The organism is Herpetosiphon giganteus, assembly GCF_016907925.1.
Taxonomy (GTDB): domain Bacteria; phylum Chloroflexota; class Chloroflexia; order Chloroflexales; family Herpetosiphonaceae; genus Herpetosiphon; species Herpetosiphon giganteus.
Window position 1 is genome coordinate 52,776 of the sequence record NZ_JAFBCZ010000003.1, and the last position, 26,735, is coordinate 79,510.

Sequence of the window (26,735 nt, forward strand, 5' to 3'; positions counted from 1 at the left end):
ATGTTAAAGCCCCTCGCCCATCGGATGGGAGAGGGGTTGGGGTGAGGGGATCTTAACAACCTACCCTTGAAAGACCCCCTCTCCCACTAAACGCGGGCGAGGGGAACACCTGTTTTTACCGAGGAACTGCGGGAGAACCAGCGCGTTAAAGCCCCTCGCCCATCGGATGGGCGAGGGGTTGGGGTGAGGGGAAATTACCATTATGGCACGATGCTACAGGCAACTCCATTCAAAATAAAGCTGGCTGGAACTGCATTTGCGCCACTATAGCTGGCTTGGAAGCCAAACGAGGCTGAGCCTTGCGGCGCAATCACACTATTCCAGCTAAGATTACCAGCAACCACAGCATTGCCAGTTTGGGTTAAGCTGCTATTCCAGCCGTTGATAATTTGTTGATTACCAGCGAAATTCCAATTCAGCGCCCAGCCATTGATTGGCGTGTTGCTGGTATTCGTCACGATCACATTGCCGATAAAACCAGTATTCCATTGGCTGGCAATTGTGTAGTGGACACTGCAAGCATTACTAGTGGGTGTTGGGCTGGGAGTTGGCGTTGGCGTATTTGTTGGCGTTGGTGTGCTATTTACAATCGTGACACTGACTGGATTTTGAGCCAGCGCCCCGCCCCACGTCCAGCCGCCCCCAGCAATCGGCACTTCGCCCGTTGCGCTCGCATTCAATTGCACTGTACCCAAGGCGGTTGCTTTAAAGGTGATATTTTTGCATTGAGTTGGGTGTTGATTATATTTACAAGGCATGCTCAACGGTGGATCAAGCTGCACCAAGCCAGCTGGACTGCTGGTCACAGTCGTATATTGCAAGCCAATATTCACATATTGAATCGTCAAGGTAAACACTTGTCCAAGTGTCACTTGGCTTGGCGCGCTCAAAATCAGCTTTGGTTGCGGCGCGGCTTGAGTTGGCGTTGCACTCGCCGTTGGGGTGTTGGTTGGCTGAGCTGTTGGTGTGCTCGTGGCGTTTGGGGTTGGGGTTGGCGTAGTGCTGCGTCCTTGCAATAAGCGGTTGTAAATTGCCGTGTAGGCTGGCTTAGGATTGTACTGTTCATCGTAGATCAAAGCAGCGCCATAGCCAGGAAAGGTACTTGGAACCCACGAATATTTATCGCTAAAGCCCCAAAATTGAAAGGCTTGGCAAGCTGGCTGGCGCAAACAGCGATCAAGCACATTTTGATAGACCGTTGCTTGTTGAGCCAAACTGGCGCTAGTTGCTGGCAATTGCAAGCGCACATCGGCCTCAGTTACATAAATTTTCAAGCCCAAATCAGCAAAACGCTGCATATTTTGGGCAAAACTGTTGTAATTAATCCCAGAGCCAAGCAAGTGCATCTGAAAACCAATCCCATCGATCGGAATCCCACGGGCCAAAAAGTCTTTGGCCATGGCATACACAGCGTTGGATTTGGCATTAATTTCTTCGATGTTGTAATCGTTGTAAATCAGCACCACATCGGAATCAACTTGGCGCGCCCGTTTGAAGGCCAACTCTACATAGCTTTGGCCGATGGTGTTATACCAAAACGAGCGCCGATAAACGCCGCTATCATCAAAAACTTCGTTGGCTACATCCCAAATTGCAATGTCGTTTTTGTAGCGCCCAACCACCGTGTCGATATGATCATACAAAATGTTGGTTAGCTCGCTGGCTGTCCAGGTTTGGTTGGCAACCCAACCTGGGTTTTGCTGATGCCAGAGTAACGTATGGCCGTGGATTTGCTGGCCATAGCTTTTGGCAATTTGAATATGGCGATCAACCGGAGTAAAATTGTAGCTTGTGCGTTGCGGATGCACCGCATCCCATTTGAGTTGGTTGCCTGGGGTATAAATATTAAACTGGCCGCCCAAAATTGCCTCATATTGCGCAGCATCGCTAAAATTCCAAAAATCGCTATCAGCAGCGCTGCCAATTAAAAATGAGCCAGCAGCTGCGCGCAGCGTTTGGGCACTCGTTTGACCACTGCTTGATTGCGACCAAGCGAATTGGCCAAGGATCAATCCGAGCATCACTGCAATCCACCAGTACCGTCGTCGGCTGTTCATCGATCCTCCTTGATCAAGGTGCGATGCGCCTTTTGCTTCGGTGCTTGGCTACAATGTTTAAGCAGCATCACGGTAAAACTTTATTTGAGACCGCTCCCAAAGTAAAGATACGTTAAGGAATATCAGCTTGTCAAGAGGCATTTTTAGAGAAATTAAGGATTAGGCTTAAGCAAGATTGGGGTAAAGCCGAGGGCATCACAGGCAGTTAATTGATAAAACACGCTCTCGACGTGGCCAGTTGTGGCGTTGGCCCATTGTTCTGCTTGATGCAAATGACCATAAACACAAACGTGGGCGTTGGCAGCAGCAATGCGTTTGGCAAATTCGGTAGGCTGGCCATCGCGGAAAGGGGGGAAATGCAGCAGCACATAAATCGGACGCACATCCTCGGCCAAAACTTGCGCTCCGGCCAAGGCACGTTCTAAGCGGCCAAGCTCGCGCTCATATATGCGCATATCGGTGGTTTTATCAAAATCACGGTCGCCGGGCACGGCCCAACCGCGCGTGCCACAAACCACAATCTCATCAACGATCACCGCATCACAATCGACAATCTGCAACGAGGCAGGCAAGATTGCACGCACCTTATTTTTGCTGCTCCACCAATAATCGTGATTGCCCTTGCAGAGCACTTTTTTGCCTGGCAGCGAGTCGATCCAAGCGAGGTCGGCGCGCACATCGTTGAGATGCATCGCCCATGAAATATCGCCAGCGATCAAGACCAGATCATCGGCGGCAACACATTCGTGCCAAGCCTTGGCAATGGTTGCTGCATGATTGCGCCAATGAGCGCCAAAAACATCCATTGGTTTATCTTGCCCGCCAGCAAGGTGCAAGTCGGCAATAGCCCAGATTCGCATAATATCAGCCCTAGCAGATTGTCCTAAGCAGCTATTGTAGCATAGCTCGCTTGATCGAGGCATTCTATTCAACGTGGTATCATAGCCCAAATAGTATTGATTTAGCGGAGCATGGTGTCGTGTTGAGTACAGTGCTGAAAAAACAGCAACGCTATCTATTAATTGCAATCTGGAGCAGCTTAATTGGCTTAATGATCATTGGCTGGAATCAAGCGAGCCACGTTGTAATTGATGTTGGAGCGAGCAAGCAGCAAGATGGCTTCAGCGGCTTCAATGATCCTGAAAAGAATGAGCAATTTACTTATCGTTGGACGAAGAGCGATGCAACAATTGCCATACCTTTTCAGCATGGCTCAACGCTTTTAACCTTTAATGGCACGGTTAATCCGCAAGCGCAACAAGTTGAATTACTGGTTGCCAATAATCAAAAGCTCCAAATCAATAATTCTAGCAGTGAAGCATTAGCAATTCGCAATTATCATATCCTCATTCCACGACACACAAATCCTTGGGGTCATGTTATCATCGGAATTAAGAGCTTAATTCCTGAAGAACGAACAGATAATCGTGAATTGGGCTTATTGATCGATCAATTAACGATTAGGAATAACAAAAGTGCGTGGTCATTACCACCATTGGGTTTGCTTGGTGTTGTCTTACTATTACCGTTATTATGGCTCTATGTATTAACCAAACTATTTTCAGGCAAATTTTATCTCATGCTAGGGCTAAGTATTGTCAGCATTATTAGTATTATTAGCCTATGGATTTGGCAAGCGGGATTAATCGAGCCACATTTAGTGAGCCTCGCGATTGGCAGCTTTGTTCTTTGTGTATTTACTGCATGGATGCAGAAACTATATGATACAGATTGGGAACCAGTTAAGAAAATAGTCTTTTTATTAATTGCTGGAATATTCATCCTATCTGGCTATTCGATGTGGTTTTATGGAGTTGAAAACTGGCTTGATTGGTGGAATTTAGCGGTTGTTGGTTCGCTATTTGGTTTGCTCATGCCATTTATTCCGCAACGCTATAGCAAAATTATTGCGTTTTTCGTAATTGTTGGCATCATTGGCTATGGCATTCGTAAGTATATTTATGTTTTTGAACGTGATTATGCTGATGATTTTAAAGCCTTATATCGTGGCCCAAGCTATTATTTTCAAGGCACTGGGCTTTACGATTTTGCGGCAATTGCTGCCAACCAATTTGGCAATAGTTACAAATATCCACCATTTTTTGTCTTTTTTATGGCTCCGTTTACCTTATTGAAATTTACGCCTGCAATTCAATCGTGGCGCGTATTTAACCTTGTGATTATGCTGATTGCGAGTGGAGTGTTGTTACGTGGTTATCGTCAGCAATGGCGCTCGTGGGCAGCGATCGGGCTTGGGCTGATGATCTTAGTATTTCAACCGATCAACGATAGCCTGCGCTATGGCCAAGTTGATATGCTGATGCTTTTGCCCTTGGCGATTGCGACTGTCGCGTTGCTCAAGGAGCGTTGGCAATGGTTTGGGGCAATGCTGGCGATTCCGACCATGCTGAAACTGTATCCTGCATTTCTCTTAGCCCAAGCAGTTATTGCCAAGCGTTGGCGCGCGCTCATAGCCTTCGGGCTGACATGCAGCGCAATCCTGGTTCTCAGCGTGCTTGTTTTAGGTTGGGATGTGCATGCCCAATTTGTTCAGCATGTGCTGCCAACCACCAGCGGCGGCACGGTCTGGGTCGAAAACCAAACCTGGAACGGCTGGCTCAATCGGCTCATCAACCAAACAATTGGCTTAACTCCCGATAGCTCGCAAGCGGTTAAACTGCTGACCTATCTGATTGCGGCGGTCTTTAGCGGCTTGGCTTGGTGGTTTAGTCGCAAAATGACCTTGGCCAATGGCTTTGGCTTATGGATTATCACCATGCTGATGGTCTTGCCATCGACGTGGATTCACTATCATGTGCTATTGCTGATACCGCTATTTCAACTTTTGGTGCGGGTACAACAAACCAAAAAACTGCCAGCTTGGCCAATTTTTGGCTTCTATGGCTTGGCTTGGGTTTGCTTGAGCACCGGCAATCAATGGACATTCTATGATCGCAGTTACCATGGCATTTTTTGGGCGCTACTGCTTTCGTATAAATTATATGGCTTAGTGTTGCTGTGGTTTGCCGTAGCATTTGATTCGACTGCTCGGTTAGCAACACCAATGCAAGATTCAAGTAACGTGTAGCCAGGTACAACAGGTCAGCATGGCCTTGATCAAGCAATAGAATATGCTAATCATAAAAACGTTGCTCAATTCGTGCTTGCATATTGTTAATCTTTTGTTATAATCGCAATGATGAGTAAATTAGAGATTGTAAGGGAGGTATACGTTAAGAGAGTATTGTTGAAGGTTGAGTTAAGGTTTGATTTTGAGACAATCAGACTTTACGATGAGACAGAGAATACAGAACTACCTTCATTCAAAAAAAATAAAGTTAATCCGTAGCTAACTCTATCCATGATGTTGGCATAACACGATTATGATTAATTGTAATCATAATTGTGTTGACCTTGCATGTTTTCTTATTTGAGAGAATTCTATGTTAATTTCTTCACGCCTTAAGCGTGCTGTTAATGCTGTCTTATTAACAGCATTAACTACTTCTTTGCTTCCTAGCCAAGCAATCAATGCCCAAGAAAACGTTCGCACACCAGATCAAGCATTACCTAATCAACAACCAATTTTGGTTAATCAAGCTGCGCGCTATGCTAGCGTTGCAATTAATCTACGTTCCGAAAAATCTTTCGTCAAAGTAGGTAGTACTACAACATTTAAAGTAGATATTCGTAATGTTGGAGCGCTTGTTGCATCGAATATCATTGTTTCATTGCCTGTTCCTAAAGGTGTAACCCCAATTTCAAAAGATGGACTTAACGCTGATGGTAGTGAATGGATCTGGCAAATGAGTACGTTAGAGCCAGGAAAATCACATTATTTTGAAGTAAGCGTTCAAGCTAATGAAAATATTTCCGCAGGCGCAATTATTGCAACTGCTACAGTCAACAGTCCCCAGATGGCCCAGCCAATCGCTAGCAATAGTGGATTTGTACTCATTCCTAACATAGCCGAGCGCAATCCCAACCCAACAACCTCTGCTGATGGGCGGGTGGTACTCGCTGAAAGCAAAGCAGTTAATCCTACGTGGACGATGACAACTGATGTATCAACTGTGCATCCAACCCAACGTGGGCTTGCACCAGTTGTTGTTTCAAGCTCATTGCAAAGCCGAGGAGCAGTTAAAATCCCAACAACACTGGTATGGAATTACACTGATGCTCAATTAACTGCCTTAGGGATTGATGCAGCCGATTTAACGCTCTATCATTATGTTGCCGAGCAAAATCGCTGGGAAGTGGTAGCTAGCGATTTAGATTTGGTTAAGCGCCAAGTAACAGCCCGAATTGCAGCCCAAGGGCCGTATCAGCTTGGTGATGGTTCAACCCCTGCGGAAGCCTTTTTGCCAAGTTTGCAAGCTTGGCAAACGAGCCTTTTTACTGGGGCAGCAACCAGCTCGTATCCAATTGATGTTCCTGCAGGCCCAGCTGGAATCAAGCCAAATATCGCGCTTTCCTACAATAGCACCAGCAGCGATGGGCGCAGCGGAATGCGAGCCAAACAACAAGCTGGTTGGGTTGGGCGTGATTGGAGCCTTGATAGCGGTTCAATTAGCGCCAATGTGATTAGCGTAAACCCTGCAACCGCTAATATCATTAACTATTACTCATTAAGTGTCAATGGCATCGCATCCGATCTCATGCGTGGTGATGCGCTGATTGCAAACCCACAAATGAGCAACCCAACCCATTGGGCATGGCGCATGACCGATGAATCGTTTGCGAAAGTTCAAGTTGCGGCAAATGGGGTTTCAACCAGCAGCCGTGGTGGGTTTGTTAATGGACAAGCGCAAGCCCGTTATACCTGGACAATTTGGAGCAAAGATGGCACGCGCTATGAGTTCCAAGATGATCTTTGGTGGGGCTGGAATGATTGTAGTATTTCGAATAAATTACGCCTCGAAACCTACAAATGGATGCTCACGCGGACGGTTGATCCCCATGGCAACAGCATTAATTACAGCTATGGCCGCGATACATTTGCTGGCGCTTTGCGCTCGTGCGACCCATATAACAATGCACAGGCAAAGGTTGATCGAGAAGTTTGGCCAACCGAAATTACATGGGGCGGCAATATCAACACTGGGGCGATTGATCGCTATCGGGTTGTTTTTGATGTCGAAGCTCGAACCAATGACTTAACTTTTGATGATGCGCCAAATCAATATGAAGGCACGAATGGCGCAGTTCGTCAAACCAAGTTGCTTGATCAAATTTTAGTCTATAGTAAACAAGCAACCACATGGGAGCTTGTGCGCGGCTATGATTTAAATTACGATTATAGTACAAGTGCGAATATTTCAATTCAAAATGGCTCGAACTATACCAGCGACACAAGTACGAGTAAATTGACCCTTACCAGTATTCAACGCCTTGGCAATACAGGCACAACAGGCTTACCATTAACAACATTTACCTATGGTGCGCGGGTTAACGCCCCAACGCCAAATGCTAGTTGGAATCGTTTGACCCAAGTTAATAATGGCCAAGGTGGAACGATCAATTTTGCCTATGAAACCATTGGCTTGCTCAACGGTAACAATAAATTTATCAATAATCATCGGGTTACCAGCAAAACACTCAATGATGGACGAGGCAATAGCTATACAACCAACTATAGCTATAGCAATGCCGCCTACAATTCAATTGGGACGCTCCTCGATACAACCCAATCGTCAGTCCAGCAGTATGCAAACTCAGCGGTGCTGTATTACAATCTCAAATTTGATCAATCGCATGATAATAGTGCATGGCTGCAACACCAAGCTAACACTGAGTTTCGTGGTCACTCAAAAGTGGTTGAACGCGACTCAAATGGCAACGAAACCGATCACTATTTCTATCAAGGCGATGCTGGCTGTAATCCTACCGCCACAGGCACTGGCTCACAGATTTTCAATGATCTGTGCTTCCAACAAATTCGCGATCGTGAAATTCTTAAAGGCAAAGAATATCGCACGGTGCAACGCCAAGGCGTAAGTAGCACAATGCTCTGGGAGGCCCTCAATACCTATACGGTTGAAATGTATAGTTATGGTGCAACACCGCTTTCAGGTCTTTGGTCGTCATTCAACTACACCAACGAAGTCGCCAATATCAATCGTGATGCTGCGCCTTCTGGTGGGCCAACCGAAACTGTCAATCGCACCAAGTATTACTACGAGCCAATCAATCAAGGTGGCGCGCAATACGGCAATGTCACCAAAGTTGAGGAATTGGATGTAACTGGTGCAGTCTATCGTTCAACCATCAATACCTACAGCCCCAACACCAGTAGCGCCTATATCGTCGATCGCTTGGTCACCCAAGTGATTCGTGACGGCCAAAACCGCGTCTTGGCCTTAACCGAAAATCGCTACGACAATGCGGTAACAACCCAAGCTGTGGGTACACGCGGCTTGCCGACCTTGGTGCGCAAATATACCAATGTGCCGCTTGCAGCTAGCACAACCGGCGTAACCCTCACCAGCAGGGATACTAGCTTTGGCTATGATACCTATGGCAATCAAACAACGGTGACAACCTATGCCCAAGCAGGCACACGCTTGTTCAATGGCTCAACCACCACGTTTAGCGCACCAGGCAATGGCTCAACCAGTAGCACCGTTACCACAACCTACGATGCCACCTTCCATGCCTTCTCTACCAGCATCAGCCAACCAACGGGCAATACCAATAGCCCAACGCTGAATGAAAGTGCTGGTTACAACTATCGTATGGGTACCTTGACCAGCGTGACTGATGCAAATGGCATTATAACCAACGCTGAATATGATGCCTTTGGCCGTATGGTGGCATTAATCAAGCCAGGTGATAGCAGCACATTGCCAACGGTCAAGGCTCATTATGAGGATGCGAAAATCCCCTTCCACTATTGGACTGAAACTCGTGAGCATAGTGGCTTAAGTGGCGTGCGCATCGATAGCCAATTCTATGACGGCATAGGCCGCAAAATTCAAACCAAACAAGAAAGTGTCAATGCTAGCCAAACTATCGTAATTGATGCCAAATACGATGGGATGGGCCAAGTTACTCATCAATCCCAACCTCGCTATGTTGCGGAAACCAGCACATCGTTCTGGGAATATACCGCGATTCCAGGCACTGGGGTCAATTGGGCAACCACGACCTACGATAGCCTTGGGCGCGTATTAACTCTAACCACGCCCGATGGAGCCAAAACCAACAATCGCTATTGGCAATACAACAACATGAGTGTGATCGATACGATCGATCCCAATCGCTCTCGGACTCAACAACGCTTTGATCAATTTGGCCGTTTGGTCCAAGTGCAAGAATTAAGCGGTAATTGTACAACCTGGGCCTTCTTCAGCGACTTCAGCTGTACTGGCAACTACACCACCACGTGGGCCAGCTATGGCATGACAACCTATGCCTATAGCCCACTTGATTTGTTGACCACCAGCACCGATGCTAATAACAATGTCACCAGCATGACCTACGACTCTGCTGGTCGCAAATTGACCATGAATGACCCCGACATGGGCGCATGGAGCTATAGCTACGATGTTGATGGCAACCTCGTGAGCCAAACCGATGCCAATAACCAAACGCTGAGCTTCGATTATGACACCCTCAATCGCTTGACAGCTAAAAAGCAAGGTTCAACCACCCTTGCGAGCTACAGTTACGACCAGTTTGGCAACGGGTATCCGTATGGCAAAGGTCAGTTGACGACGATGACCAATGCCAGTGGCAGCACAACCTATGGTTACACTCCTCGTGGCGAGATTCAATATCGCTCAACAACGATAGATGGAACACTCTATTCAATCATGAATACCTATCGATCCGATGGGAATATCAATAGTGAAATCTATCCAACTGGTGAAATCATCAGCTATAGCTATGATGATGCGGGTCGCCAAAATGGCGTTACATCAAGCCTTGGGGAAATGTTCCAAACCAATGTCACCTATGATGCCCTTGGCCAAAAAACCAACGAATTCTTGGGGAATGGGCAACAATCGAACTATAGCTATGATTCGCTGTCGCAACGCTTGACCAGCATGCAGACCTATGACGTTGCACTCCTGCAAGAGCGCTTCAGTCGCGCCTTTACCTATGATCTGGCAGGCAATGTCCAAACGATCACATCGCGCGATGCCTTGAACCCGAATGAAATCATGCGCTACAGCTATGATCACCGTGATCGGGTAACCAATGCCTGTGCCGTCAGCAGCGCTAGCAGCAGCATCTGTATTGGGGGCGCAACCTTCAATCAAAGCTATGGCTACGATGTGATTGGTAATATCACCACCAAAGCTGGGGTCAATTACAGCTATACCAATGGCAAGCCCCACGCGGTTTCGAGCGTTGGCGGTCAAAACTATTTGTACTATAGCAATGGCAATATGTTCAGTGGTGGCGGGCGCAGCTACACCTGGAACATCGAAAACCAACCAACTCAAATTAGCACCAGCACGGTCACCGAAACCTACAAATACGATGGCAACAATGCCCGCGTCAAAAAAACGACAACCACCGGCAGCACGGTCAAGAGCGTTGTCTATATTGGAGCTGTTGAGTATTGGAGCGATGGTAAGGTTGTTTCGAATTATGCAGGTATTGCTTCGCGAACAACTACTGGCAATCCAAGCACCACCAATCGGGGCAGCGTGATCTACTTCCACACCGATCACCTTGGCTCAATCGGCGCAGTTACCAATAGTAGTGGTACGGTTATCGAAGCTGAACGCTATGACCCCTGGGGTGCAACCCGCAGTGGCAACCTCAGCAGCACCGAGTTTGGCTACACAGGCCAACGTAAAGATGATGGTACGGGCTTGCTATTCTACAACGCCCGTTACTATGATCCAGCAATTGCCCGCTTCACCAGTGCTGATAGTATTGTGCCAAATGCATCTCATCGTTCTCTAACTATTGATTTCCATGAGGTTGCATTCTTAGCGAAATTGGCCCAAGAAAATAGACAAAAATTCTGGTTTCAGATGGATGCACGCAATATGCAATCATCGATGCCATCATGGGGAACCGAAAATCCCCAAGCGCTAAATCGGTATAGTTATGTAGCCAACAACCCACTAAATTATGCCGATCCTAGTGGCCATGAATGGAAAACTTATTGGGAGGGCGAACTTGAAATTTGGGAAGCCCAAATGGTTGGTGGATACTTACAACAATTGGTTGACACAATGCATGCCCGAATCAAGGAAATCGATCAACAAATAGAGGATATTGAGAATGGAGGGGATATTGAGGAAATTATTCTGGGTGGTGTAGCAGGTGGTGCTGGTGCAGTTATAGGCGAAGTCTGTGATACGGTATTCCCTGACTCGAAAACCATGTGTGAAATACTTGCAGGTGTGGGAATGGGTGCAGGTGATAAAATTGTTGAAAAAACTGAAGAAGCCCGAAGACAAAAAGCAATTAAAGAATTAAGAACAGAACAAGAGTATTTACGAGGCTCAATCTTTTTCTTAAACCGTGTTATTGGCGGTTTGAAATCTGCAATCGCTGATGCAAAAAAGAACGGTAAAAAAACAGTATTCTTTGGAGTTTACATTAATTATTCGAAGATTGGTATTCCATGGAATATTAAGGTTCGTACTGGTGAAAAAGAATTCAAGCTCTTTAAATAAGTGCTAATTCTCTATCATCAGTAACGTAGGTATCAAAGAACTCCTGCTAGCATATGATTGCGAGTAGGAGTTCTTTGATTAGGGTAATAGCTATTAATCTACGTTGAGCAAATGGACACCTGAAAGGCAAACCATGAGCAACCAACAAACCTACATCAACCTTGGCTACTACCTTTCGCACGCAGGGGCCATGGTGCGATCATTACAGCCTCACAACCCCTGAGTTTTTCTTTACCGAAGATGCCAAGCAGCCATTAGTGCTTGAACCTAGCTGTATGGATCAGATCACCAATGTTGGTGCGGCAACCGATTGGCTCGGCCAAAAGCTCAATGCAGGCTTTGCGTTTCAGTATGTGTCTACAGCGTTTGAGGATGCGTTGGAGTTTGTCGAACGTTTTTACAGCAAGCACTATCAATGACAAATTGTCAGTCAATCCATTCCTACCCAGTTTGCTGCAACCTCGCTCGCTGCGATTGAAGAAGATTATGGTAATAACAAGCCTGCATTGTATTCCATGCTCCAAGCCCAACAACCGCTGCATCCAGCCATGGAACCGCTAGGTTTTGATATTCTTGCGTTTGATATTTTTTGTTGGCAATCATATATCTATCGGCGAGTCTTGCCTGAAAAACCAATCTTGCTTGAGCTAAATCAACATCAATTAATCGATTCGTACGCCGCTGCGGTACGCCTGACCAGAACAATCATCAATCGCGAAATCGGCTGGGATGGATTTCTCATATCACTGGGCAATTGGGTTCCATGCTTAATTCAGGCCTTCGTTGTAGAATAACGGCAGCTTCCTCCACGCTATGTTGCCCAAATTCTATGCGGAGCACGATTCTTGAGCCAACTCAGTAGCATTAAATCAACGCTTAGCCAGCTCAGCGGTGGTGCATTGTGGTATCACGGCACAAGCTGCGACCTCGAAAGTTTTGTTATTCGCGTTATCGAGCCAACCACGCGTGAAATTCAATATTATCAATTGACGATCAACTGTGCTTGGCGCTTGCGTCAACACCACCAAGTGTTGCTCAGCAGCAATGATTACTGGTTTGAAGACGATAATTCTATTAGCTTCGAGCCAAGTGTCGCAGCATTTTGGGCCAAGCATAATCCCGCCAACTTAATCATTTGGGCGATTGAAGTGCAGACCCAGAGTGGCGATATATGCTTTTCAATCAATCACAATTATCAACTCGATATTCTGATCGATGCAGCAGCTGGCGAACATTGGGTTTTACACCACGATGGGCTGAAAATTTGTAGTTATCGCAGCTAGGGGTTTATGCACGAGATTTCGCTCATTCAACAAAAACTGGCAACTTTGCTTAGCCTAGAGCTGTGGGAAGGCTTTGATTTTGGTGGCATCTTATGCTTACGGATTGGCGCAAAGCGCATGACTATCAACCGCAAGCACGAAGAAGTTGAGATTGGCCGCTATAGCTTGCATATTAGCGGCGCATGGCGCTTGTGGCAACATCAACGGATTATTATCGGCAGTGGCGATTGGGCGCAGCCTGATCCTGCTGGCGTTGACCGTTCAGCCTTGCACAGTTTTTTATCCAGCTTTTGGCCTCAATCGTTGTTTATCCGCAGCATTCAAATTAATCGTGTTGGTGATGTTAAATTGCATTTGAGTAAAGACTATTGCTTAGAATTGTTAATTGATTCAACCAATAAAGAGTATTGGCGCTTGATCGATGACGATACTGACGAACATTTTATCGTTGAGGCGCATGACGATGAAGAAGAACAAGAAGGTTTTGATAGGAGCTAGCTAAACAATGTGGTACGATTGTGGTTATTTGCTCATGACGCGCATTGAGCGCCCGTCAGATCTTGATCCAGCACTGTTTCCCGAAAAAATGTTTGCCTTGCGCGATTGTAGTTTCAATGCGCAGCCTGAGCATTGGTGGCGTTATTACAGCGCTGCTGCTAGTGATCTGGTGGCGAAAGATTTAGCTGATTGGTATACAACCAATGCAGCTGAATTATTGCTGCCAAACATCTTTACAACGCTCGAATTGGCCCAAGAATTTGCATTAAAATTACCAAAACAAAGCGAAGAGTTGCAGATTGTGCGTATTGGCTTAGCAGCGCAGTATTGTGACCAATTTATTGCAGAACAAACCGCAAAGCGCCCAGATGAACAGCCAGAAGGTTTTTTAACCATGCTTCAGCAGCCAAAACCACTGCCAACAGAAGAGGGTCGTTGGATGGGGATTGAGTTAGGTTGGTTTGATTATAGTAGCATTCATTCATGGGTCTGCGAATCGGATAATCAACAATTGATTAGGAATAATCCACCAGTTGATTGTATGCCCAACCAATACGGCTTACAAAACAATCTTGCTGCGGCCCAATACCTCATTTCGCAAATTAGTATCTACAATGGCATCAATGATGATACACCAGCGCCCCAGGTGTATCCATTTTGTTTGATTGCCTATGATTCATCCTTCGCCATCACCAAACAGCAGATCCTGCGTACAAGCAGCATCAATAGCAACTAATATTAATTCATTTGCGAGGATGAATTGTATGAAGCAATTCATTAAAGCATTTATTTTTTTATTATTTTTCACAGGCTGTTCATCGCATGCCAAAACAAACCCACAATCACCGCCTATTCCAGCATATCCTAATAGTCAGCTTGAAACCTTAGTGATCAAAGCTAGTACACCTGTGGGGGATGGACAGACGTTTCAGTTTAAAAGTACAGATCCGATTGAAAAAATCTTGGATTGGTATAAACAAACCCTTATCCAAGAAGGATGGGAAATGTCATCAATGCCAATGAATATAAATCAAATACAATTTAGTGATCCATCAGGATGTCCTAGATACTATGTCACGATTACAGGAACTGAGAATGAACAAACAACAACCATTGAGCTTTTGCTCTATGCTCCTGGTTGCGAATAATCAAATAGTTTAAGCAGCGTTGTTTGTAGCGAGAGAAAATTGTGGTAATTCGATCCATTTCTTCAGTGTAACCCAATTGCATTGCTCACCGTACAACCAGCATCAATAGCAACGAGATGAACAGGAGCAAAGCATGAGATTGATGTATGGGTTGGTTTTAGGCTTGATTTTAGTTGGTTGCCAAAGTACAGCTCCAAATAATAACTACAATCAAGATCTAGATGCAAAAATTAAAGAATTATATGGAAATCGCTTAAACAATTACCTAATCTTTGATGTAGTCTATAAAAGTGAATTTGGCGATACTGAAGTCCAAATTATTGATCTAGAACGAAAACAATTGAATTACCTGCAATTTAATCAGGATTCGCACGATATTTCTGAGATAAAAGCCATTGGCAATGATCAAATCGTCGAATATACTGATTGTAATCGAATGCTTGATAAGCTTAACATTAGGCCCGAAGCGGCAATCGATTTAGTCGTTAAGGCCAATCCCGAATTTGCCAATCAACCAACTCTAGCCCTCTATAAACCTCATATCGGGATTGGCAATTGCCACAATCTATGGCAAGTTTCAACTCGTGATGGATTGATTATGGTTGATGCGGAAACTGGCGAACTAAGCAAACCAGCAGGTTGGTAATCAGCTGCATACTATCACTACGCCTCGAATGTTGCTCACAGCCAGCAATCGAGGCCTTTTGCGATGCTAAATTATCACGATCAGAGCAACCTTGCTAGCATTTTCACGTACAAGTTGCGAGTTTCAAATTGAATGGAGTAGTTATGAATCAGCAACAGCTTGATAAACTCAACCTCATCGTTGGAGCAGTTTTAGTTCCGACAGGAATTATGATGATTTACCAGACTTTAGCAAACAATATAGCTTGGAATGGGATTTTTGGTGGGATCGGGCTTATTTTAGTGGGATTAAGTTCTCTTCTGCAGAAGAAAATCAATAGCACTGCTAAAATCATTCTTAGCGCTAGCGCACTGCTATTTTTCGTGATTAATATGGTTATGTTGTTTGTTTGATCAGCAATGGAGGAGCTATGAATCAGAAATATGTCAATATCCTCATTCTAATCACCGGAATTGTCTCGGTACTTTCGGGCGTAACCCAAATCTATCAGGCATATTCAAATAATATCCTCTGGCCAGGAATTTTTGGGGGCATAGGATTTTGCTTGTTAGGGATATTTTTTCTGTTTCAGAAGAAATTAAATCCCAAGATTAACATCATTATTTGTGCTAGCGCACTTGTCTGTTCGATTATTAATTACGTTAGTTTTCTTGTTTAATTAGAAAGCGATTTCGCCATGCGTTTAGAGCGTTGGATGATACTAGGTTTAATGGTAGTGTTTGCAAGTAGTGTTGGGGCTTATATTTGGCTCAATCAGCCAGCACCACTGCCAATTCCGCCAGCAGGTTGGCAAACAATCGAACAAGCTGATTTGATTATTTCGCTGCCGCCAGAATATATCGTGCTTAATCCAACGCTGGCTAATGCCAACCAAAAATTTACCGAGACCTATAGTGGAACCTATAAAACCTTGGTAAAGATTGCTACTGATCCGGTTAAAATCGATTTTTTGGCGGTTAATCCTGAAAATGGCGATACGATTGTGATTTTAGATAAAGCGTATAGCAAAAATTATCTTCCTGTTTTTGATCAATTCGAGGATGTTGCCGATTTGCTGATTAATATTCGTAAGCACAATCAACAGTCATTGGATTTATATACTTCGAGTGATCGCTCTAGAAAACACAATAAAGAGATCATATTTCAAGTTTTTAGCGAAAAAGTACAATTTCCTCAAAGTGAACCTACTTTTGAATTGATTGGCCAGAATATTGTAATTCTCGATAATTGATTACTTTAGGATATGGATCTGATGCAAGAGTGCCAACGCTTCAATACAATTTATAATGACTTATTGATAACGATGGATCAGAAAACTATATGTGGTAAAGATCGAGGCCTTCTCGGTACAAGAATTCTATTTGAAATACCTGTTGCACAGATTAGCTATGTTAAGCGACGTAAACGTTTTATTTGGTTTGGTAGCCAAGGCTTCGAAATTAACTATCGCAGGCAGCCGAAAGGCACGTTATTCAGCGCATTCTTTGCTTCAAATCAAATTCAACAATGGATTGATGCATTCAATACAGCAGGCATCAAAATTATCGATTGAACGATGCTAGGATAAAAAATGATGCAAGAACGAATTAATACTATTTTTGCTCGCAATCCTATTTCAGTGAGTTTTGATCAACAAAGCTTCTTTATTGAAGTATTTTGGATTTTCTTTATACATCCAAAGTATCAGATCCCAATTGAGCAGATTAGCTATATTAAGTTGCGCAAACGCTTTATTTGGTTTGGTAAGGAAGGTTTTGAAATTAATTATCGGCTTTATCCAAAGGGTGCGTTATTGGGCTTCTTCTTTGTTTCAAAGCAGCCTCAAGCGTGGATCGATACCTTTACAGCAGCTGACATTAAGCTTATTCCAAGCCCTTAATTGGTAATTATCCATTTACACTGAGAATAAGCTTTTTTGATTCAACAAGATAGGTTATTATGATGAGATTGATAAAAAATTATATTGGAATTACGATTCCCTTTTTAATTTTCGCATCGTATCTTGTGGAATTTACCAAGATCGAGCAATCAGCCACAGCGTATAGCATAACGTATGATAATGCGATTAATTTCCCAATTGTTATTGGTTTATATCTGCTAACATTAATGTTATTCATATGGATAATTACTCCGCGTAAGCTCAAAATCTTGGCAATTAGTATCTTGACTATCGGGAATTTGGTATTTTTTCCACGGCTGATTCGGCAAGAATTTCGGCTTAATGAAACCCATTTAACCATTGTTTCATCGGGTTATGTTGAAGCCTATCCATGGAACGATCTTCAATCAGTCATTATTTACAAACAACCATCAGGCCGATCGACGATCACCTACTGGAAAATGACTGATAAAAATGGCAATATCATTGCCGATGAGTTAGAAAATAGATTGATGGCGCAAAGCCGTGAGGTTGCGCAGCAATTTGCCACAAACCACGGTGTGACATTCGAGAATCAGGTTAATCCATAATTCGGATTGATAACGAATAGCTATGCAAGGAGTACACAATGGGTCTGAATCAGCGAGGATTGGTTTTAGCTTTGGTTTTATTTGGCTTAGTTGGCTGTGGTGCGCAATCGGCATTACTGAGTCAACAAGAGATTGATAATTTCGTACAAAAAGAACAGGCGCATTTATTAAAAACAGCGAATATAAACGATAAAACAATAGTTTTTATTCAAAAACCTAATGAAAAAGTCTGTGCAACATTTGAACGCAGTAAAAATCAAGAATATAGTCAACAAATCCATGAAATTACAACCTATCGCACTATTAATAATCCAATCGTTGTACTTAATACGAATCAATTTACTCAAGGTTCAAATAGTATCTCCATTTATTGTATTGCAATTAATGAGCTTGCTATTCAACAGCAAGCCCAAACATTCACAATTTATACCAATAATGGGCAAGTACAATCTTTTGCTACCAATGGAGAATCACAGCTCATTGTTACAATTCCCACCAGTAGGAATACTTTGGAGTATGAGCGAATTGAGTTTTTTGATGCAGCTGGTACGTTGCTTCATACTGCAATGCCAGCCAACCCATAATAAAGGCTAGCTATGTGGTTTCGGCTTAAACATGAGTATTTGGTGAGTGGCCTGCTCTATGGCGCAGCACCATTGTTGCTGTATGCCTTGCTCGATTCGCTGTGGCTTGGCTTATTCTTCGGTTTTTGGTTGGTCGTTGGCCTGATTCGCTGGTTCACGGCGATTGTTTGGCGGCCATGGATGGTCTGCCTTGGCTATGCAACAACGCTTGGCTTGGCGGCCCTAATTATGGCGCTGGGTCTGCATCCAACAACTGTAAGTTTGTATTTTTTGGCATGGCTCGCCGCAGGAGTGGTGGCGAGCATGCTGCTTAATCGTTATTAAACCTCAACGACAGCACCTCATAACTAGGCCGCAGGAACGCCCGCGTACCAGCAATTTTCTGCTAAGATAGCCCTTGCATAGAAATTATGCCTCTTACTTTGCAATGGGGAGCTTTGAACTATGACACTCGGTGTGGTTGTGCTTGCTGCTGGTCAGGGAACGCGCATGCGTTCGAGCTTACCGAAAGTTTTACATCCTGTTGCCGGATTGCCATTAGTCGAGCATGTTACCCGTCTGGCCGATGCGGTCGGCGCACAGCAGATTGTATTGGTCGTGAGCGAAGATACGTTAGCCCCAATTAGTGCTGCCTTTGGCCATCGCTATCGCTATGTGGTGCAACATGAACGGCTTGGCACTGGCCATGCGGTGGCGCAAGCCCGTGCCGAACTTGAAGGCAAGGTCGATGAAGTGCTGGTGTTGTATGGCGCTGATCCGTTGATGCGCCATGAATCGCTGCTCGAATTGCTGGCAGTACGCCGTACGAGCAATGCCAAAGCCGCAATCGTGACCTTCCAAGCAGATCCGCCCACTGGCTATGGCCGAATTGTGCGCGATGAGCATGGCGCAGTTCAGGCGATTGTTGAAGAACGCAACGCCAGCCCCGAACAACGCCGAATTACTGAAGTGAACCAAGGCGTGGCGCTTTATGATGGCGCTTGGCTTTGGAACGCCCTCGATCAAGTACAGCCCAACAGCCTCAATGGCGAATATTATTTGACTGATTTAGTGGAGATTGGCTTGCGCGAACAGGGCGCTGGCGCAATAGCTGCTATTCAATTACGCGACCCCGACGAAGCGTTGGGGGTCAACGACCGCATTCAGTTGGCCCAAGTTGGGGCAATTTTGAATGCACGTAAGCTGCGCGCCCTGATGCTTGCAGGCGTAAGCATCGTTGATCCAACCAGCACCTTTGTTGACCAGGATGTGCAAATTGGCATAGATACGACCCTGCTGCCGGGGACGATTCTCAAAGGCCGCACCACAATTGGAGCCAATTGCACGATTGGACCAAACAGCTTGATTGAAGATTCGCAGATTGGCGAGCATTGCAAAATCAGTTATTCCGTGGTTGAGCAAGCGCGGATGGAGTTGGGAGCCAATATTGGGCCATATGGTCACCTGCGGCGGGGAGCGCACCTGATGGAGCATGTCCACATGGGCAACTTCGGCGAGGTGAAAAATGCAACTCTTGGCCCTGGCACGAAGATGGGCCATTTTTCCTATATTGGCGATGCCACAATCGGCGAAAATGTTAATATCGGTGCAGGCACGATTACCTGCAACTTTACTGCTGATGGCAAAAAGCATCGCACCGAAATTGGCGCGAACGCTTTTATTGGCTCCGATTCGATGTTGCGTGCGCCAGTTAAAATTGGCGAAGGCGCAATTACCGGAGCAGGTTCAGTTGTGACCAAAGATATACCTGATGGCGGCGTTGCCGTGGGTATGCCAGCCCGCGTCATTCGCCACCGCAAGCTTGAGCAGAGCGAGAACGAGTAGGTTTGGGTTTTTCAATGTGACCAATTACTAACTTGGGGGGCATCGAATGGACGGGCGATTGCAGATTTTTACGGGGAATGCCAACATCCCGTTAGCTCGCAGTATCGCATCGCATCTCAATTTGAATCTCGGTCGAGCGATTGTCGGCGTTTTCAAGAATGGCGAAACTCGGGTGCAGCTTGAAGAAAACGTGCGTGGCTCAGACGTATTCATCGTACAATCCTTAACTACGCCAGTTGATCATCACCTCATGGAATTGTTGTTGATGATCGATGCCCTACGCCGCGCTTCGGCTCAACGGGTAACAGCGGTTATTCCTTACTATGGCTATGCCAAGCAAGAGAAAAAAACCACTGGGCGTGAGCCAATCTCGGCGAAATTGATCGCCAACTTGATTGCTACTGCTGGAGCAGATCGGGTGTTGACCATGGATTTGCATGCACCAGCAATCGAGGGCTTTTTCGATATTCCAGTTGATCACTTGCAAGCTGGGCCATTGATTGCCGACCACTTCCGCAGCCGCAACATGAAAAATGTCGTGGTTGTCTCGCCAGATGCTGGCGGCGTGGGTCGGGCCAATAAGTTCCGCGAACGCATCGGCGCAAGTTTGGCAATTATCGCCAAGCAACGCCCAGCACCCGATGTTTCCGAAGTTGTCGAAATGGTCGGCGACGTTGCAGGCAAGCACGCGGTGATCTTCGACGATATGATTTCCACTGGGGGAACTTTGGCCGAAGCAGCCAAAACCCTTAAAGAACGGGGCGCAATTAGCGTGGTGGCCTGTGCAACTCACGGCATCTTTGCTGGCAACGCGGTCGAATTGCTGGGCGATTCGGTGATGGAAGAAGTGTTGGTGACCGACACAATTCCCTTGCCACCAGAAGCCAATGCAGCGCGGATTGCCCAAATTTCGGTGGCCTCGTTGTTTGCAGAAGCAATCATTCGGATTCACAAAGACCTTTCATTGAGCGCACTCTTTAGCTAAACTCAACTTACAGATACACTTGATCAAGCGCTGCTAGCTTTGGTTCTAGCAGCGCTTTTTATGTGCAGCGAAGCAAAACTTGCCCTCCTGAAGAGATGCGTTAGAATAGCCCTGACCTTAAAGGAGTTTCGTGCATGGGTTACACCATCCTGAGCATTGCCTCAACCTCATTTTTTGCTGACTACGGCGCGCATGTTCGCATTTGGGAAGAAACCCGCGCCCTGCAAAAATTAGGTCATCGCATTGTGATTGCAACCTACCATAACGGCGATAATATGCCAGGCTTTGAAATTCGCCGCTCATGGGACGTGCCATGGGTCAAGCGCACGATGGTCGGGGCTTCGCATCATAAAATGTATTTGGATGTGGCGCTTTCATGGCGGGCCTTGCGCGTTGCCATGGAAATCAAGCCCGATTTGATCCATGCGCATATACACGAATCGGCCTTGATTGGCAGCGTGCTTTCACGCATGTTCAAGGTTCCCTTGGTGTTCGATTATCAAGGCAGCCTGACCGCCGAAATGCTCGATCACGGCTTTCTCAAACGCGACGGCATGTTTTATAAGCCGTTTCACTGGCTTGAAGATAAAATTAATCGGACAGCCGATGCGGTGCTGACCAGCTCCTTTAATGCAGCCAATATGCTACGCGACGATTGGCAATTTCCCAGCGATCGACTGTATACCGTACCTGATAGCGTCAATACCGATCGCTTCCGGCCTTTCGATGGCTCAGCAGAGTGGACAGTTGAACGCGAACGAATCCGTAGCGAATTGGGCGTTCCAGCAGGCCGCAAAATCGTGGCCTATTTGGGCTTGCTTGCAGCCTATCAAGGCACCAACGTCTTGCTCGAAGCCGCTCGCATTATTCGCCAACAGCGCGATGATGTGCATTTCTTGATTATGGGCTATCCCGATGTGCGTTCGTATTTGGCCTTGGCCGAATCGTTGGGCGTGAGTGATATTGTGACCATGCCAGGCCGCATTTTATACAAAGATTGTCATGCCTATTTGGCCTTGGGCGATGTCGCAGTCGCGCCCAAAATGTCGGCAACCGAAGGCGCTGGCAAAATTCCCAACTATATGGCGATGGGCTTGCCCGTGATTACCTTTGATACCCCAGTCAGTCACGAAATTTTGGGCGATGCAGGGGTTTATGCCAAGTTTGGCGATGCGCAATCGCTGGCCGACGAAATTCTGGGCTTAATCGATAATCCCGAGCGGCGGCATAATTTGGCCCAAACAGTGCGCACACGAGCCGTCAACGAACATTCGTGGGAGCTGGCTGCGCGCCAGATCGAAGCAATTTATGAGCGGGTTTTGGCCAAACGCGCTGGCAATCCATTGCCCGAATTTCCCACCAGCTTGCAACGCGAACAAGGTTCGTGAAAAGGGTAAATAGGCTATTGGCTTTGGGCTATTGGCTATCGGAATATGATTTGATCCACGAAGGAGACGAATAGCACGAAGGATGAGGCTATAGGCTATAGGCTTTTGGCTTTTGATTTCATCCCTCATCCTTCATCCCTCATCCTTCGGTCGCTCTGCGCCGCTGCGTTAAAAAATTGATCCACGAAGGACACGAAGAGCACGAAGGTTGCGTTTGCCCTCGTCTAGTCGCCGACCCCTGACCCCTGACCCCCAGCTCATCTTGCCTAGATAATTTTCCCTATAGCCTATAGCCCATAGCCCATAGCCTCTACACTAATTGACGCGGGCTAGAAAATCGAGCGTGATGCGATACAGCTCATCAAGCTCTGGTGAGCGATCAACTGCCTGCAAATAATGCGACATGCCAGCGAAAAAATAGCTTTCGACTTCAACCCCCAAGCTACGCCATTGCGCCGCCAAAAATTCTGATTGGCTGGCGGGCACAACTTCATCGTTACTGCTATGCAGCAACAAAATCGGCGGCAGATCGGCGCGCGGGTGCAATTGGGCCGAATAGGTTGCATAGCGCTGAATTTGCTCGTCGGGATAGCCCAAAGCAATCAGGGCTTGGTCGAGGCCAAACGGCGGCATAAAGCTTCCGGCCACAAAATTCTCACGCATGGCAAATAAATCGCTAATTGGCCCGAGCAAGACCACGCCAGTAAATCCAACATCATCTTGGAGCAAGCGCAACACATGCAGGCTGCTATAACTGCCAGCCATAATCGCCACGCGGCTGCCATCAACGCCCACAAACGAGCCACCGCGCGCTAAGGCCAACAAGCGTTTGAGATCAGCAATATCGGCTTCGAGGTCGAGGCTATAGGCTGGACCAACCGCTAACACACTATAACCACGCTCAGCCAGCGGAATGCTGACGCTCTCCCATTCATCTGCAGGCCCAGGATAGACCGCAAGCATCAAGGGCAAGGGATTGGTTAAGGGATTGGTTGTGGTAATTGGCCGATAGAGCAAGGTTAATTGCTGCTCGCCGTTATCGCCCCAAACCTGCACTTGCTGGCGCAAGGCTTGGGTTGGATACGGCGTGCTGCGGCTGACAACGCTGGTCGAGCCAATCAGCAGCTTTTCGACCGGCGCATAACTAGGCGCAATTGCTGGAGCAAGTTGCACATCGTGCTGAATTGAGCCATTATGCAGATCAACAGCACTCACATCATCGCGATAGCTCGCTGCTGTAACCAACAAGCGATAGTTGTTTGCTGGCAGATTGGCGAGCGTGTAGCAGCCCTGAGAATTGCTATTTGCCCGATGGAGCTTGCCGTTGCGCTCACTAACTGCCACAATTGCTCCAGCGATTGGTTGCTGATGGGCATCGCGAATACAACCGCTAATCCTGTGATCGGCTGGTTGTTGGCTCGCGCTTTGGCCTGCGCCACGCCATTGATCAAGTTGATAGCGCAGGGTATTGCGAATTGGCCAAATTGTCACGCTATCGGTCGTCAAAAACCAAATCACGCCAATCGCAAACAGCCCAACGATAATGCCCAAAAGCTTGCGCCAAGAACGCTTGAACCAGTGCATAGCTTGCTCCTTTGATGAAGGTTTATGTGTTCTCGCTGTTGCTAACTTCTATCAGCATTTCGCGCTTAGCCGAAACCAGCAATTGCTTGCACCTTTAGTATGGCTTAATTTAGCTGGCCGAACCAGTGGCGCGACTGGCAATTACTGTCGATTAAGCCTGCTCAATAGGCCAGATAGTTGGCAAGCGCCAAAAATACCGCATAATAGCACTATTCATGGCACGAAATGCAGCGAGACCAAGGGAGAACTGTTGATGGTCGAAGCACATTTATTTGGATTTGGCGTTGCGCTGTGGCTGGCGTTGTTTATCGCCACCCGCACCCACCAGCATTCGAAGCTTTTTTGGGCAATCAATGTTAGTTTGTTGGGCTTAATTGGCTTTTTTGGCTCAGGCGTAATCGGCAGCGAGGTCTCAAACCTTGCCCAATTGATTGGGCTTGAACGTGGGTTTTGGTGGAGTTCGGTGCTGCCAATCAGCGCTTGGCTGATGGTTTGTAGCCTTATCCATCAAACCTTGCAGCCAAGCATTGCCAGCATCGCCATGCCGGAGCGTTGGCTGACGGGCATTATTGGTGGGTTCATGATCGGGCTAGGCAGCTTCAGCAATAGTCTGTTGAATTATGCTGAGCCGGTGATGCTCGCTAACGGCAGCCAAATGATCGGCACTGGCCAAGCCTACCCAATCTATAGTGCCTATGTGATGGGCTGTGTGAGCGCGGCGCTTTGGCATTTGGTGGCAAGTTGGCGCATTGCCGAAAGCGGGATTGCGCGACGCAGTTTGGCCAGCTTAGTGCTTGGGGCGTTATGCTTTCTGCTTGGCACAAGCATGTTGTTGGCACGATTGATTAGCGCTGGCACATGGTCGATGTTGTATGGCTATGTGCCGATTTTTGCTGGCTTGTTAATTAGCGGCTTTAGTTTGGTGCGATTTGGCTTGTTGCTTCAAGGCCAAAATGTGCTACGCGATTTAATTTATAGCTTTTGCGAAATGAGCATTTTGGCGCTGCTGTATTTGGTCAGCGTGAATATTCTTGATCTGCTGCGCCCCAGCCAACTGGCCTTGCTGTTGGCTTGTGTCATTATCAGCCACACGGGGCTTGATCGCGGGCGACGCTGGCTTGATCGCTTATTTTTCTCCCGCGCTGAGCAAGCAGCCCGCAGCCAATCGCGTGAATTTGCCGTTGCGTTGGCCTCGACTCCCACGCCAACGCCTGCGCCAGCGATTGTTGCTAGCAAGCCCGATAAAACCTGGAACGATGCAGTGCGGCGGGCAATTAGCGGCTTGAAAAATCCAGTTCAATTAGCCCAAAATTCCTTGTTGAGCAGTGCCTTGGTCAGCAATCTGTTGCAAGCCAAAGAGCTCGAAGATAATCGCTTGAATCGGAGCGCCATCACCCGTGAGCTTTTATTACAAGCGATTGAGCAATTGAGGCCTGATGCCAGCCCAAGCTTGGGCGCTGGCGATGCATGGCGCTGGTACAACGTGCTCTATCTGCCCTATGTGCGCGAGATCAACCGTAAAACTGCGATCGATTGGCTACGCCGCGGGTTAAGCGATCCCTTGATTGATGCCAGTGTGTTGAGTTGGCTGGCCGATATTGATGAGGATACATTTTATAAATGGCAGCGCCGCGCCTCGGATGTAATTGCCGCGCAGCTTTGGGAGCAACAGCTCAAGCTATTGCAGCCTGAGGCTTAATCATGATGACAGGGCGGAGCATTTCACCTTATCCGCCCCGTGAGCCAATCCTTGCGAGCGATTACACGATCACTCGCGCCAAAGCCACAGCAGCAGCATGTTAAGCGCCACCGCTAGGGCAAAGCCGATTGCCAGTCTAGGCCGATTGGCTATTACTAATGCTACTGCGCCGAGGCTAAGCATGGCACCTTTGAGCCAGAATGTCAGCACAGGATCGAGCGGTCGGGCGGCTTTGGGCGCAAGGAATACTCCCCACACAACCGCAGCCAACAACGGAGCGGCCAGACCAAGCACAATTCGCGGCCAGCCCTGGATCGTGGTAAAGCCCCAGTAGCCGAGCGCCGCCAGCATACACAGTTCCAACAGAAAGGCCACGGCGAGGTTGATTGATCGAAGGAGTGCCATACCCATGTGTCCTCAGAACGCAGCTGAACGGCCAGATCAAGGCCGCCAGCACCCAAGAATGGAAGAAGACAACGGCTCGCGCGGGCACGATCGCCCGTCGGCATGCACCAACGCGGTGGCATATCGAGCAAGTGGATCGTGGTTCGTGAGCTATGCGATCATCGGACACCTCGTCGTGAGCGTGATCAGGAAAACGCTACGGTTGGCCTAAAGATAGCAACACTCATGGTCGTTGCTTGCTCAAGTCATTCCACAAGAGCCATGATCAACAACGCCTACAATTAGAGCTTAGGATAGTGCTTAAACGAACATAGAGCAAAGAATCCAGAACAAACTTTGTTCCAATATTCTATGCTCTATGTTCTATATGTAATGGTACATCAGGTTAACCACCGTCTGATCCCTGCACCCCAAACCCTCTCCCACGCAGCGGGCGAGGGGCTTTAATCGCGTGGTTCTGCCGCACGGCGCGGTGAAAACGGGGGCTGGGGGGTGAGGGCATGCTCCTCGTTGTCAATCCAATG

General features: G+C 46.9%; 24 protein-coding genes. 20 read left to right on the forward strand and 4 right to left on the reverse strand.

Going from position 1 to position 26,735, the window contains the following annotated elements; translation table 11 throughout:
* Nucleotides 1-200: 200 nt before the first annotated feature.
* The gene (locus JOD20_RS03270; protein ID WP_204753888.1) at nt 201-2,057 is read right to left on the reverse strand and encodes an endo-1,4-beta-xylanase; all 1,857 of its coding nucleotides are present in this window, start codon (nt 2,055-2,057) and stop codon (nt 201-203) included.
* Between the two features lie 152 nt (nt 2,058-2,209).
* Nucleotides 2,210-2,917 (reverse strand): metallophosphoesterase, encoded by a 708-nt coding sequence (locus tag JOD20_RS03275; RefSeq protein ID WP_204753889.1) that lies wholly within the window; start codon nt 2,915-2,917, stop codon nt 2,210-2,212.
* 119 nt (nt 2,918-3,036) lie between these two features.
* Here JOD20_RS03275 and JOD20_RS03280 point away from each other — a divergent pair, with 119 nt between their 5' ends.
* The 19 genes from JOD20_RS03280 to JOD20_RS03370 all read left to right on the forward strand — a co-directional run bounded on the left by JOD20_RS03280 (nt 3,037) and on the right by JOD20_RS03370 (nt 22,523).
* Nucleotides 3,037-5,145: a glycosyltransferase 87 family protein gene (locus JOD20_RS03280; RefSeq protein WP_204753890.1), complete on the forward strand. Its 2,109-nt coding sequence runs from the start codon at nt 3,037-3,039 to the stop codon at nt 5,143-5,145.
* Between the two features lie 355 nt (nt 5,146-5,500).
* A complete protein-coding gene (locus tag JOD20_RS03285; protein ID WP_204753891.1) occupies nt 5,501-11,698 on the forward strand; it encodes an RHS repeat-associated core domain-containing protein in 6,198 nt (2,065 codons plus the stop codon).
* Between the two features lie 161 nt (nt 11,699-11,859).
* Nucleotides 11,860-12,117, forward strand: coding sequence for a hypothetical protein (locus JOD20_RS03290; RefSeq protein ID WP_204753892.1), 258 nt, complete (start codon nt 11,860-11,862; stop codon nt 12,115-12,117).
* A gap of 96 nt (nt 12,118-12,213) precedes the next feature.
* Nucleotides 12,214-12,492 carry a hypothetical protein gene (locus JOD20_RS03295; RefSeq protein WP_204753893.1) on the forward strand — a complete coding sequence of 93 codons (279 nt, stop codon included), beginning with the start codon at nt 12,214-12,216 and terminating at the stop codon, nt 12,490-12,492.
* 51 nt (nt 12,493-12,543) lie between these two features.
* A complete protein-coding gene (locus JOD20_RS03300) occupies nt 12,544-12,981 on the forward strand; it encodes a hypothetical protein (RefSeq protein WP_204753894.1) in 438 nt (145 codons plus the stop codon).
* 6 nt (nt 12,982-12,987) lie between these two features.
* On the forward strand, nt 12,988-13,479 hold the full coding sequence (locus JOD20_RS03305; RefSeq protein ID WP_204753895.1) for a hypothetical protein: 492 nt from the start codon (nt 12,988-12,990) through the stop codon (nt 13,477-13,479).
* A 7-nt stretch (nt 13,480-13,486) separates the two neighbouring features.
* Nucleotides 13,487-14,215: a hypothetical protein gene (locus JOD20_RS03310; protein ID WP_204753896.1), complete on the forward strand. Its 729-nt coding sequence runs from the start codon at nt 13,487-13,489 to the stop codon at nt 14,213-14,215.
* Nucleotides 14,216-14,243: 28 nt separating this feature from the next.
* Nucleotides 14,244-14,627, forward strand: coding sequence for a hypothetical protein (locus tag JOD20_RS03315; RefSeq protein WP_204753897.1), 384 nt, complete (start codon nt 14,244-14,246; stop codon nt 14,625-14,627).
* Nucleotides 14,628-14,760: 133 nt separating this feature from the next.
* The gene (locus JOD20_RS03320) at nt 14,761-15,273 is read left to right on the forward strand and encodes a hypothetical protein (protein WP_204753898.1); all 513 of its coding nucleotides are present in this window, start codon (nt 14,761-14,763) and stop codon (nt 15,271-15,273) included.
* A 143-nt stretch (nt 15,274-15,416) separates the two neighbouring features.
* Complete coding sequence (locus JOD20_RS03325; RefSeq protein ID WP_204753899.1) at nt 15,417-15,665, forward strand: hypothetical protein; 249 nt, start codon at nt 15,417-15,419, stop codon at nt 15,663-15,665.
* 284 nt (nt 15,666-15,949) lie between these two features.
* Nucleotides 15,950-16,504 carry a hypothetical protein gene (locus JOD20_RS03330; protein ID WP_204753900.1) on the forward strand — a complete coding sequence of 185 codons (555 nt, stop codon included), beginning with the start codon at nt 15,950-15,952 and terminating at the stop codon, nt 16,502-16,504.
* A 21-nt stretch (nt 16,505-16,525) separates the two neighbouring features.
* Nucleotides 16,526-16,825, forward strand: coding sequence for a hypothetical protein (locus JOD20_RS03335; protein ID WP_204753901.1), 300 nt, complete (start codon nt 16,526-16,528; stop codon nt 16,823-16,825).
* An 18-nt stretch (nt 16,826-16,843) separates the two neighbouring features.
* On the forward strand, nt 16,844-17,152 hold the full coding sequence (locus JOD20_RS03340) for a hypothetical protein (protein ID WP_204753902.1): 309 nt from the start codon (nt 16,844-16,846) through the stop codon (nt 17,150-17,152).
* Nucleotides 17,153-17,277: 125 nt separating this feature from the next.
* Nucleotides 17,278-17,742 carry a hypothetical protein gene (locus tag JOD20_RS03345; RefSeq protein ID WP_204753903.1) on the forward strand — a complete coding sequence of 155 codons (465 nt, stop codon included), beginning with the start codon at nt 17,278-17,280 and terminating at the stop codon, nt 17,740-17,742.
* 38 nt (nt 17,743-17,780) lie between these two features.
* The gene (locus JOD20_RS03350) at nt 17,781-18,326 is read left to right on the forward strand and encodes a hypothetical protein (protein ID WP_204753904.1); all 546 of its coding nucleotides are present in this window, start codon (nt 17,781-17,783) and stop codon (nt 18,324-18,326) included.
* Between the two features lie 12 nt (nt 18,327-18,338).
* A complete protein-coding gene (locus JOD20_RS03355) occupies nt 18,339-18,650 on the forward strand; it encodes a hypothetical protein (RefSeq protein WP_204753905.1) in 312 nt (103 codons plus the stop codon).
* A 120-nt stretch (nt 18,651-18,770) separates the two neighbouring features.
* Nucleotides 18,771-20,150 carry a bifunctional UDP-N-acetylglucosamine diphosphorylase/glucosamine-1-phosphate N-acetyltransferase GlmU gene (glmU, locus tag JOD20_RS03360; RefSeq protein WP_204753906.1) on the forward strand — a complete coding sequence of 460 codons (1,380 nt, stop codon included), beginning with the start codon at nt 18,771-18,773 and terminating at the stop codon, nt 20,148-20,150.
* 46 nt (nt 20,151-20,196) lie between these two features.
* A complete protein-coding gene (locus JOD20_RS03365) occupies nt 20,197-21,135 on the forward strand; it encodes a ribose-phosphate diphosphokinase (RefSeq protein ID WP_110519700.1) in 939 nt (312 codons plus the stop codon).
* 134 nt (nt 21,136-21,269) lie between these two features.
* Nucleotides 21,270-22,523: a glycosyltransferase family 4 protein gene (locus tag JOD20_RS03370; RefSeq protein ID WP_204753907.1), complete on the forward strand. Its 1,254-nt coding sequence runs from the start codon at nt 21,270-21,272 to the stop codon at nt 22,521-22,523.
* A 315-nt stretch (nt 22,524-22,838) separates the two neighbouring features.
* Here JOD20_RS03370 and JOD20_RS03375 read toward each other — a convergent pair whose 3' ends face one another.
* Entirely contained in the window at nt 22,839-24,107 is a 1,269-nt protein-coding gene (locus JOD20_RS03375) for a carboxypeptidase regulatory-like domain-containing protein (RefSeq protein ID WP_204753908.1), read from the reverse strand.
* A 253-nt stretch (nt 24,108-24,360) separates the two neighbouring features.
* On the opposite strand from JOD20_RS03375, the gene JOD20_RS03380 reads away from it, so the two are divergent.
* Entirely contained in the window at nt 24,361-25,806 is a 1,446-nt protein-coding gene (locus JOD20_RS03380; protein ID WP_204753909.1) for a hypothetical protein, read from the forward strand.
* A 69-nt stretch (nt 25,807-25,875) separates the two neighbouring features.
* Here the strand turns inward: JOD20_RS03380 and JOD20_RS03385 are convergent, their stop codons facing one another.
* Complete coding sequence (locus JOD20_RS03385; RefSeq protein WP_204753910.1) at nt 25,876-26,211, reverse strand: YrdB family protein; 336 nt, start codon at nt 26,209-26,211, stop codon at nt 25,876-25,878.
* Between the last annotated feature and the right edge of the window lie 524 nt (nt 26,212-26,735).